The organism is Winogradskyella eximia (genome assembly GCF_003386165.1).
Taxonomy (GTDB): domain Bacteria; phylum Bacteroidota; class Bacteroidia; order Flavobacteriales; family Flavobacteriaceae; genus Winogradskyella; species Winogradskyella eximia.
In genome coordinates this window covers 163,759-175,138 of the sequence record NZ_QRDV01000003.1, presented here as the reverse complement: position 1 = coordinate 175,138, position 11,380 = coordinate 163,759, and the positions used below count along the sequence as shown (strand labels likewise).

The window sequence follows — 11,380 nt, the reverse complement described above, 5'->3', positions numbered from 1 at the left end:
AATAAGCAGGATTTAATAGTTTAAGATTTTAAATTTAGTTTTAAACTTAATTCCTCTAGTTGTTCATCATCTATTGGTGCAGGTGCATCAATCATTACATCTCTACCAGAATTATTTTTTGGAAAGGCAATAAAATCTCTAATGGTTTCTTGTCCTCCTAATATAGCAACTAGTCTGTCTAACCCAAAAGCTAAACCTCCATGCGGTGGTGCGCCATATTCAAAAGCATCCATTAAGAATCCAAATTGTGCTCTAGCATCTTCTTCTGAAAAGCCTAAATGTTTAAGCATTATGGCCTGTGTCTTTTTATCGTGTATTCTAATAGAACCACCTCCAATCTCATTACCATTTAATACTAAATCGTAAGCATTAGCTTTTACGTCACCTGGATTAGTATCTAGCAATTCTATTTGCCCTGGTTTTGGTGAAGTAAATGGATGATGCATGGCGTGGTAATGACCAGTTTCTTCATCTAATTCTAATAATGGGAAATCAATAACCCATAATGGAGCAAATACTTTAGGATCTCTTAATCCTAAGCGTGTTGCTAATTCCATACGTAAAGCACTTAATTGCGCTCTTACTTTATTAGTATCTCCAGATAATACACAAACTAAATCTCCTTTTTTAGCACCTGTAATTTCTGCCCATTTTGCTAAATCATCTTGATCGTAAAATTTATCTACGGATGATTTGTATGTTCCATCGTCGTTACAACGAGAATAAATCATACCTAATGCACCAACTTGTGGACGTTTTACCCAATCAATTAATTTATCAATTTCTTTTCTGGTGTAACTGTTTCCTCCAGGCACGGCAATACCAACAACTAATTCAGCATTATTAAAAACACCAAATTCTTTATGTTGGGTAACAGCATTTAATTCACCAAACTCCATCCCAAATCTAATGTCTGGTTTGTCATTTCCGTACAAACGCATAGCGTCATCGTAAAGCATTCTTGGGAATTTTTCAACTTCAACACCATTCACTTCTTTTAATAAGTGACGTGTTAAGCCTTCAAAAACATTTAATATATCTTCTTGCTCAACAAAAGCCATTTCACAATCTATCTGTGTGAATTCTGGTTGTCTGTCTGCACGTAAATCTTCATCTCTAAAGCATTTTACAATCTGATAATACTTATCCATGCCACCAACCATCAATAGTTGTTTGAAGGTTTGAGGCGATTGTGGTAATGCATAAAACTGACCTTCATTCATACGAGAAGGTACAACGAAATCTCTAGCGCCTTCTGGTGTAGATTTAATTAAATAAGGTGTCTCCACTTCAATAAAACCATCACTAGAAAGGTAATTTCTAACTTCTTGCGCCACTTTTGCTCTAAAAATCAGACTGTTTTTTACAGGATTACGACGAATATCTAAGTAACGATATTTCATACGTACATCGTCTCCACCATCTGTTTTGTCTTCAATAGTAAAAGGCGGTACTAACGAGCTGTTTAATATATTAAGCTCAGAAACTAAAACTTCAATATCTCCTGTTGGAATATTAGGGTTTTTTGAAGCACGTTCAATTACATTTCCTTTAACTTGAATAACAAACTCACGTCCTAATTTAGAAGCCTGTTCCATGATGGCTTTTGGTGTGCGTTCTTCATCAAAATATAATTGCGTGATACCATAACGATCGCGAAGATCTATATAGATCATAAAACCTTTATCGCGAACACCTTGAACCCAACCGGAAAGTGTAACTTCTGTATTGCTGTGTGATGCTCTTAACTCACCACAATTGTGACTTCTGTACATAGATTTTTATTAGAATTGCAAAAGTAAAAAATCCGAAGTAAAGACTTCGGATTTTTCTATTTAAATAATGATTTTCAATTATTCATTAATTTTAGTCATTGAGGATGCTTCAATTTGTTCAAATCCTTCAGATTCATTAGCTCTTAAAGGTTCTGACGTAAATTTAGTACGTAGCCACATTTTTAGTCTTACACTTAAGAAGAATAAAACAGGAACTACAATCAACGTTAAGAATGTAGCAACAAACAAACCGTAAATAACGGTCCACGCTAATGGTCCCCAAAATACGACGTTATCTCCACCCATGTATATGTTAGGGTCAAAGTCTGCAAACAATGTAAAGAAGTTAATGTTTAAACCAATGGCTAATGGAATTAAACCTAAAATAGTTGTAATTGCCGTAAGTAAAACGGGTCTTAAACGTGCTTTACCTGCTTTTAAGATGCTATCAAATAAATCTTCTGTTTTTAAATAATCAGTTTCACCAAGATTTAAGTCATTCTTCTTTCTGTCAATTAATAATTGAGCGTAATCTAAAAGAACCACACCATTATTCACTACAATACCAGCAAGCGAAATGATACCAACCATGGTCATCATAATTACGAATGCACTACCTGAAATTACAATACCTCCAAATACACCAATGAAACTTAGGAAAATAGCAATCATTATAATGGTTGGTCTAGAGATAGAGTTAAATTGAAATATTAATATGAAGAAAATTAACCCAAGGCCAGTGAAAAATGCTCCCATTAAGAAGGCCATTTGTTTGTTTTGTTCTTCAATCTGCCCTGTGTAATCAATATGAATACCTTCAGATAGATCTTCAAAACTTTTCATTTCATTCTGAATCTGAGTTACAATAGCTCCAGCATCTGTAAAACCAGGTGCTAATGCAGAATATACAGTAACCACACGTTTAGCATCTTTGTGCTTTATAGCGTTAAATCCTGAGTTGTTTCTCTGTTTTGCAACAGCAGATAATGGTACTTCTTTAAGTTGGCCTGTATTATCTCTAAACGTTATATTTTGATTGAATAAGGCACTCGTATTATATCTGTTTTCTTCATTAAAACGCACATAAATATCAAAATCGTCACCATCTTCTTTATAAATTCCGGCTTTAGATCCAAAAATAGAATTTCTTAATTGGCTACCAATTTGATTTGCTGTAACGCCTAATTCACCAGCTTTTTGTCTATCAATTTCAACAAGCATGGTTGGCTTATCTTTATTTACATCAATTTTAAGCTCGTCAATTCCTGCAACGTTTTTAGAGTTTATAAACTCGCGCATTTTTTCTGCAGTAGCAATAAGCTCAACGTAATCATCACCTTCAATTTCAATATTAATTGGTGATCCAGCAGGTGGTCCATTAACATCCTTTTCAACAGAAATTAAAACGCCTGGATAAATACCAACCAAAGCAGCTTGTACTTTTTGTCGTAAAATTTCACTGTCTTCACCACGACGGTATTTATACTCTCGCATGGATGCTGTGATTTTTGCTTTATGCGGCATTTCTGCGGCAGAACCAGAATCGGTATTCGGATTTCCGGCACCTTCACCAACTTGTGATACTGCACTTTCTACAAGGAAATTTCTGTCACCATCCATGTAGTGCTCTTGATTGATAACTTCATAAACGCGATTCTCAATTTGTTTAGTAATAGCGTTTGTTTTTTCTATCGCAGTGCCTTCAGGATATTCGATGTAAACAATAATCTGATTGGGTTTATTATCAGGGAAAAACTCTATTTTAGTACGTTGTGTTGAAACTGAAATTCCGAAAGCAATAAAAGAGGCAAACAATAAGACAACAGTAATTGCCGTTAAAATTTGAGGTTTCCAACCTGTTAATGCCCAACGTAATTGACGTTCGTACCAATTTTCTAATTTTACTAAAGATTTGTTTTGAAAACTATTAGCCCATTTTCTTATGAAAAAGCGATAAGCCCAAAGCATTATAGCTGTGAAAATCATTATAGTTCCTAAACCTCTGTAAGTACCTCCAAACAAAAGAATAAGTATACCAATAGCTCCTACAATAACGGTAATTCTTATAATTTGATTTATTGGCATATCCTTATCTTCAATAGTCATGTATCGAGATACTAGAACAGAGTTGAAAAATATGGCAACAAATAATGAAGACCCTAAAACAATAGATAATGTTATTGGTAAAATCTTCATGAATTCTCCCATAATTCCTGGCCAAAGACCTAATGGAACAAAGGCAGCAACGGTTGTTGCTGTAGAAATAATAATAGGAAAAGCAATTTCACCAATACCTTTTTTGGCAGCTTCAATTCTGCTCATGCCTTCCTCTTCCATTAATCTGTAAACGTTTTCAACAACTACAATTCCGTTGTCTACTAACATACCAAGTCCCATAATTAAACCAAAAAGAACCATAGTATTTAAACTATAACCAATAAGACTTAATATCATTAGAGACATAAACATTGACATTGGTATAGCAAAACCAACGAAAAGGGCGTTTTTAAATCCTAAGAAGAACATTAAAACAGTAACCACTAAAATAACTCCAAAAATAATGTTGTTAACCAAATCATCTACTTGCCCAATGGTTTTCTCAGATTGGTCGTTGGTAATAGACACTACTAAATCTTGAGGAAAAACATTTTCTACAGCGTCATTTACAATGTCTTGAATTTGCTCAGCAGCTGCCACCATGTTTTTTCCTGCTCGTTTTTTAACATCGAGCATTACTACTGGTTTTCCAGATTTTCTAGCAAAAGTTGTTTTGTCTTCTTCGTTAAAAGAAACAGTAGCCACATCTTTTAGATAAATAGCATTACCATTTTCGGCTTTAACAACAAAGTTTTCTAATTCAGATGGTTTTTGTATTTCTCCAATAATTCTAATCGTACGACGTTGTCCACTAGTTTTTAAATTACCAGCAGATTGTGTAACATTACCATTACCAATAGCTCCAAGAATATCATTAAATGTAACTTTAGCAGCCATCATTTTATAAATATCAACGGCAACTTCTACTTCTTTTTCTTGAGCACCTCTAATATCTGCTTTTTTGATTTCTTGTAAGTTTTCAATTTTATCTTGAAGATATTCCGCATAATCTTTAAGCTTTTCAACAGTGTAATCTCCTGAAATATTAATGTTAAGAATTGGCATTTCTTCTGAAAGACTTAGTTCAAAAACGTCAGGTTCTACTTTAGCACCATTAAAAGTTGGCCAATCTTCACTTGCTGTTTCGGTATCAATCTCATCTTTTACTTTTTGCAAAGCACGTTCAACTGTAATATTCTCGTCAAACTCTACAATAAGCATCCCATAATCTTCTTGAGAGGTAGATGTCGTTTCTACAACATTACTCACCGTTTTCAGTTTGTCTTCTAAGGGATCTATAATTAGCTTTTCAATATCTTCAGCAGTGTTACCTGGATATACTGTGCTAACGTAAATTTTAGTTTCGTTTACCTCTGGGAAGTTTTCTCTAGGCATGCTAAAAAAAGCAGAAACACCTAAATAGAAAAAGACAGCAATTAGGACATACATGGTCGTTTTGTTGTTAATGGCCCACGACGACATCCCGAATTCCTTTTCGGTATTTTTTTTCTTTTTATTGGTCATTACCTTCTTCTTTATAGTTGATTACTTCTACCGATTGTCCATCTTTTACACTACGAGCACCTTCGTTAACAATTTCGGTTCCTTTATCAAGGTTCTTTAAAATTTCAATAATGTTACCTTGAGTTTTTCCTGTTTCAATAATGACACGTTTAGCTGTTCCAATATTTTTTTCGTTTTTATCAGTTACGATATAAACAAATTGTTCTCCATCTGCATTTTCTGAGATTACACTTTGTGGAATTAAAATAGCATTTTCGCTCGTGTAATCATTAATTTTTAATCGTGCTGTAAGGTTCGGTTTAATGTCCTTGTCTTTGTTGGCAACTTCAATCTCTACTTTAAAAGTTCTGTTGGCAGGATTGATAAAATCACTTGCTTGACGAATTGTTGCATCAATTGTTTTTCCTAAAACAGGAATTTCAACTTCAACCTTTTTACCCTTTACAACATTAGAAATGTAGCTTTCTGGCACTTCAACCTCAATATACATTTCATCAAGGTTTACAATACGCATTAATGGTGATTGTCCTGCAGCAACAACACTTCCTTGTTCTGTAATAACATCGTCAATGGTGCCAGAAAAAGGAGCTTTAACGGCTGTTTTAGCAACTTGTTGTTGTAGTTGACTTACAGCTTCTTGTTGAGACTCGTAAGTAGATTTTGCTTGTAAAAACTGAATTTCACTTCCTATGTTTTGATCCCAAAGACGTTTTTGACGTTCGTAAGTTGTTTTTGCTAGTTCCGATTGAATTTTTAATTGAGCAACTTGTTGGCTTAAACCACCATCATCAATTTTGGCAAGTAGTTGTCCTTTTCTAACGCGTTGACCTTCTTTTACATAAACATGTGTTAAAATGCCACTGTACTCTGGTGTTATAGTTAAAAGGTTTTTTGTTGTTACATTACCTTGAAGCTCTAATACATGTTCAAACTTTTCTGCCTTAGCTGTAAAAGTTGTTATTAACGGAACGTGTTTGGTGGTATCTAAAGTTTTTATTTTTTCATCTAACAATTTAATTTGATCGTGAATGGCTTGTTGTTCATTTACAAGTTCTCCTCTTTTTTTACGAATAGATTCTAAACTATTACTTTGTAATACATTCTCCGTGGAGTTTTTTTGTTCGCCTCCACACGAGACTAAAAGTAAAGTAATAACTAAAATTGAATATATGTTTTTCATGATTGGTTAGTTTAATGATATGGTATTTAATGCGGTTTCTAATGTTGCTTTGGTATTGATAACATCTAGCATAGCTTGAAGCAACTCTTGCTGTGCAGAATATAATTGGGTTTGCGCTTGGCGAAGTTCAAAACTAGTCCCAATACCTTCAAAAAATTTGGTTTGGTTTTTAGTTTCAATGCGTTCAGCCAATGCTAAGTTTTCTTTCTTGTTTTCGTAATCTTCAATAGCGAATTGATAATCGCTTTTAGCAGATGCTATCTGAAGTTTTATACGTTGTTCTGTCTCTGTTAAATCTGTTTTAGCTTTTTCTAGATTGATTTCTGCACGTTGTGTAGAAGCACTTCTCATACCAGAACTAAAAATTGGGATATCTAGACTTACACCAAATAATGATGAACCAAACCAATCTTGACTTTTCTGAGTAAAAGCAAACTCGTCACCATAACCAGAATAACCTCCATTAATAAAAGCATTAAGTGTTGGTAAAGCTTTACTTTTTTCTAGTTTAACTAAGAGCTCTTTTGCTCTAGTATCATTTTGTGCAATTAAGTAATCTATGGTGCTTTCTGGGTTGTTTTCTGCCTCAAGAATTGACAATGAGATATTTTGGTCTGTTAGTGTTTCTAGATTGTCAGTTAACTCTAATTCATTGTAAATATCTAATCCCAAATTGATGTTTAGCATTTGGTAGGCAAGTATCTTTAATCTTTCAACATTATTAAGATTACTTTTTACACCAGACAATGTAATTTGAAGTTGCTCTACACTTTCTTCTTCTCCCAATCCGTTTTCATATATTTTTTGGGTTTCAAAAAGATTTTTTTCAAGTACCTCTATATTACGCTCAAAAATATTGATACTTTCTTCTGCTAAAAGCACATTTCCGTAAGCTTCAATAACCGCTTTTCTAACTTCAAGATCTGTTTTTATTTTGGCATTTTTAGAAATCTCTAAATACACTTTAGCAGATTGCAAGCCTACTAAATAAGAACCATCAAATAATTTTTGACTTAAGGTTGCAAAGGCAGTCATGCTATGTTTTGTTCCGAAAGTGATAGGGATAAAACCTTCAGGAGCGTCAGGTAGCGGCTGAATTTCTAGAGCATTTAAATCGTAATACTCCTCTAATTGTCTAATACCATTTAGTGGATCAAAGGCAGATGCAGGTAATAATGATACTTGTTGTTTTAAATTGTTTTGGTAATCTACACTTGCACTTATTTGAGGTAAACCAGTGGCAGTAGTTTCCTTTTTTTGTTGTTCAGCGACTTCAATATCACGAGCAGCATTAATGGCAGTTCTATTGTTCTCTAGTGCAAAGTCAATGGCTTCTTGAAGCGAAAGACTTTTGGGTTGGTCTTGCGAAAATCCCATTTGAAAAAAAATGAAACTTAAGACTATTATTAGTGTTTTTTTCATCACTTAAATTTGGTTGGTATTTAATTGTGTTAGTTTTTCTAAGCCTTTGGTTGAGCAAATGCCTCTTAAGTGGTATTCTAAATAATTATTCATTAACATCACCATCGAGAAATTTTCGCGAGGAAAAATGTTTTGGTCTTTTAAAGACACCATGCCATTAAAATAAAGTCGCGCTACAAAATCTATTTCTATAGAGTCTCTATAAAGACCTTGAGTTACACCACGTTCTAAATTTTGAGTTACGCAGCCTAACATTTTTTGAAATTGCTTACCTTTTACAGAGGCATAAATCTTGGGATAATACTTTTGAAGTTGGTATTGTGGAGACGATTTCTCATCCTTAAGATTGTGCATTACAAATCTTTTAATTTCATAAACCTCTTCAATTGGGTTTTTATTTAACGCACAAATATTATCAATACCACACGAAATATTTTCAAAAACATGCAAAGCTGTGGCTTCAACTAATTTTGTTTTATTCTGAAAATGCTGATAAATGGTTTTTTTAGAAATACCCATTTCATTAGCAATATCATCCATCGTAACGCTCTTAAAACCTAAGTTTAAGAACAAGTCCGTAGATTTAAATATTATTTTTTCTTTCATTTTTTTAAGTTCCGTTGGGTCAGAATCATTTTAATTATGGCGCAAACTTACAACAGGAAACTTTAAAAACCTAAAAAGTTTCCAAAGTTTTAATAATTTTTTAACATAGCCAACATTAGCTTAAAATATGTTTAAAACATTATTTTTGTCTCATGCAACATATTGAACAATATCAAAAGTCGTTTCTAAACCATTTAGAAGGATTTACAGTACACAAAGAGCCCAAAAATTTGTATAATCCAATTAACTATATATTAGAGTTAGGAGGAAAAAGGTTACGACCAGTTTTAACTTTAATGACGGCTGAGGTTTTTGGAGTAAACGCTCAAACGGCTATGGATGCTGCCTTATCTATTGAGGTGTTTCATAATTTCTCTTTAGTACATGATGATATTATGGACGATGCACCTTTACGCAGAGGCGAAGAAACTGTGCACGAAAAATGGAATTTAAATACAGGAATTCTCTCAGGAGATGCTATGCTCATTATGGCATATCAACTTTTTGAGAATTATGAAGCTGAAACGTTTCAGGCATTAGCTAAACTTTTTAGTAAAACCGCTTTAGAAGTTTGTGAAGGTCAGCAGTATGATATTGATTTTGAAACTAGAGATGATGTAACCATCATTGAGTATTTAAAAATGATTGAATACAAAACAGCCGTTTTGGTTGGTGCTGCTATGAAAATGGGAGCAATTGTTGCTAAAGCGTCTAATGAGGACCAGAATTCTATATATGAATTTGGAAGGCTTTTAGGCATCGCATTTCAGTTACAAGATGATTATTTAGATGCTTTTGGTAATCCTGAAACTTTTGGAAAACAAGTAGGAGGCGATATAATTGAAAATAAAAAAACCTATTTAGTTTTAAAGACTTTAGAGTCAGGATCTAAAGAAACTCAGTCTGCTTTAAAGAAATTAATGTCTAACTCAGAACTTTCAAATGAAAACAAGGTAGATAAAGTAAAAGTGTTATTTACTAATTCGGGTTCAGCCGAAGCAACCCAAGAAGCTGTGAAAGATTATACCAATAAAGCCTTTAAAGTTTTAGAAGGCTTAAATATACCTGAAGATAAAAAACAATTACTTAGAGTATTTGGTGAGCAGTTAATGACCAGACGTGTTTAATGAGTTTACCATCTAATTTTGAGGATTTAATTTCGGAAGCAGAAGGACTAAACTTATATAAAAAACTAATTCTTCAGTTAAATAAAGATTTATTGTACGCTAATATTGATTTAGAATTTGATGAAGAAACGTTGCCTACGAGTTTAAAATTTGTGTTACAAGAAATCGTTTTTAACCTCATAAATTCTAAATTCTCAGACTATCTTAATTTGCTTTATATTGTAGATGTTTCTGAAGCAAAAGTTAGAAGTTTAGATGGTAGCGATGCTCTAAAATTATCTGAAGATGTCACTTTTATTATTTTGCAACGCGAATGGCAAAAGGTTTGGTATAAAGCTAAATATTCTTAATAATAAATTATATCGGATAAAATTGTCTTGTATTTAAATTATTAGTACTTTTGTATTCTAATTTAGTCTCAAACTATATGTTTTCTAAAGCTTGTGAATATGGAATTAAGGCCGCAATTTTTATTGCTGTAAACTCGTCTGAAAATAAACGAGTAAGTCCTAAAGAAATCTCAGAAGAGATAGATTCACCACAAGCATTTACTGCTAAAATTCTTCAAGCATTAGTGCGACATCAAGTTGTTAAATCCATAAGAGGTGCTTATGGTGGTTTTGAAATAGAAAAGGATAAAATTGCAACTATAAAATTAGCACAAATAGTTTATGCTATTGACGGAGATAATATTTATAAGGGTTGTGGTTTAGGCTTACATACTTGTAATGAAAATCATCCTTGTCCTGTGCACGATAAGTTTAAAGTGGTTAGAGAAGAATTGAGAGAGATGTTAGAGAATACAAGTTTAGAACAATTAGCGTTGGATATTAAATCTGGTGTATCATTTTTAAAAATCTAAAAAAATTTGAATACAAATAGGATAAATTTATCCGAAATAAAACTATAATATGGAAACACTTCAAGAAAATACAACAAAAGAAATAGGACAGTATGTTGCAGACGATTTTAGAACAGCAGCAATCTTTTCTAAATACAAAATTGATTTTTGTTGCAATGGTAACAGAACAGTAGAAGAGGCTTGCGACAAAAAAGGCATTGATAGCACTATCTTATTAGATGAATTAAACCAAGTTTTAGATTCTAAAGGTGGTGAAAGCATTGATTATAAATCTTGGCCATTAGATTTGTTAGCTGAGTATATAGAAAAGAAGCATCATAGATATGTAGAAGAGAAAATTCCTGTATTGCTTCAATTTTTAAATAAATTATGTCGTGTGCATGGTGAACGTCATCCAGAATTATTTAAAATCAATGAATTGTTTACAGCTTCTGCAGGCGAATTAGCATCACATATGAAGAAGGAAGAATTAATTCTTTTTCCTTTTGTAAAAAGAATGGTAAACGCTACTCTAAAAAATGAAGCGATTCAATCACCACAATTCGGAACTGTTGAAAATCCGATTGAAATGATGATGGAAGAACACGATACAGAAGGACAACGTTTTAGAGAAATAGCAGAATTAACGGATAATTACAATCCACCAGCAGATGCTTGCAATACTTATAAAGTAACGTATGCTATGTTAGAAGAGTTTGAAAAAGATTTGCATTTACATATTCATTTAGAAAACAACATATTGTTTCCTAAAGCTATAAAATTAGAACAACAATTTGGTTAATAGCAA

Annotated in this window: 9 protein-coding genes; 4 read left to right on the top strand and 5 right to left on the bottom strand. The window is 32.9% G+C overall.

The annotated features are described in order from the left end of the window. Positions 1-20 precede the first annotated feature (20 nt). The 5 genes from aspS to DFQ10_RS08890 all read right to left on the bottom strand — a co-directional run bounded on the left by aspS (position 21) and on the right by DFQ10_RS08890 (position 8,604). Positions 21-1,775: an aspartate--tRNA ligase gene (gene aspS, locus DFQ10_RS08910; RefSeq protein ID WP_115817064.1), complete on the bottom strand. Its 1,755-nt coding sequence runs from the start codon at positions 1,773-1,775 to the stop codon at positions 21-23. Between the two features lie 78 nt (positions 1,776-1,853). Continuing rightward, positions 1,854-5,396, bottom strand: a complete 3,543-nt coding sequence (locus tag DFQ10_RS08905; RefSeq protein ID WP_115817063.1) for an efflux RND transporter permease subunit — start codon at positions 5,394-5,396, stop codon at positions 1,854-1,856. After that, positions 5,386-6,576, bottom strand: a complete 1,191-nt coding sequence (locus DFQ10_RS08900; RefSeq protein WP_115817062.1) for an efflux RND transporter periplasmic adaptor subunit — start codon at positions 6,574-6,576, stop codon at positions 5,386-5,388. The genes DFQ10_RS08905 and DFQ10_RS08900 overlap by 11 nt, the downstream gene beginning before the upstream one ends. 6 nt (positions 6,577-6,582) lie before the next feature. Next, the gene (locus tag DFQ10_RS08895; RefSeq protein ID WP_115817061.1) at positions 6,583-7,998 is read right to left on the bottom strand and encodes a TolC family protein; all 1,416 of its coding nucleotides are present in this window, start codon (positions 7,996-7,998) and stop codon (positions 6,583-6,585) included. Positions 7,999-8,001: 3 nt separating this feature from the next. Then, a complete protein-coding gene (locus DFQ10_RS08890; RefSeq protein WP_115817060.1) occupies positions 8,002-8,604 on the bottom strand; it encodes a TetR/AcrR family transcriptional regulator in 603 nt (200 codons plus the stop codon). A 152-nt stretch (positions 8,605-8,756) separates the two neighbouring features. On the opposite strand from DFQ10_RS08890, the gene DFQ10_RS08885 reads away from it, so the two are divergent. From DFQ10_RS08885 to ric, 4 genes are all read left to right on the top strand, one after another. After that, positions 8,757-9,731 carry a polyprenyl synthetase family protein gene (locus DFQ10_RS08885; RefSeq protein ID WP_115817059.1) on the top strand — a complete coding sequence of 325 codons (975 nt, stop codon included), beginning with the start codon at positions 8,757-8,759 and terminating at the stop codon, positions 9,729-9,731. After that, on the top strand, positions 9,731-10,081 hold the full coding sequence (locus DFQ10_RS08880; RefSeq protein WP_115817058.1) for a hypothetical protein: 351 nt from the start codon (positions 9,731-9,733) through the stop codon (positions 10,079-10,081). The genes DFQ10_RS08885 and DFQ10_RS08880 overlap by 1 nt, the downstream gene beginning before the upstream one ends. Positions 10,082-10,158: 77 nt before the next feature. Then, entirely contained in the window at positions 10,159-10,593 is a 435-nt protein-coding gene (locus DFQ10_RS08875) for an RrF2 family transcriptional regulator (protein WP_115817057.1), read from the top strand. 49 nt (positions 10,594-10,642) lie between these two features. Beyond that, on the top strand, positions 10,643-11,374 hold the full coding sequence (gene ric / locus DFQ10_RS08870; RefSeq protein WP_115817056.1) for an iron-sulfur cluster repair di-iron protein: 732 nt from the start codon (positions 10,643-10,645) through the stop codon (positions 11,372-11,374). Positions 11,375-11,380: the final 6 nt, after the last annotated feature.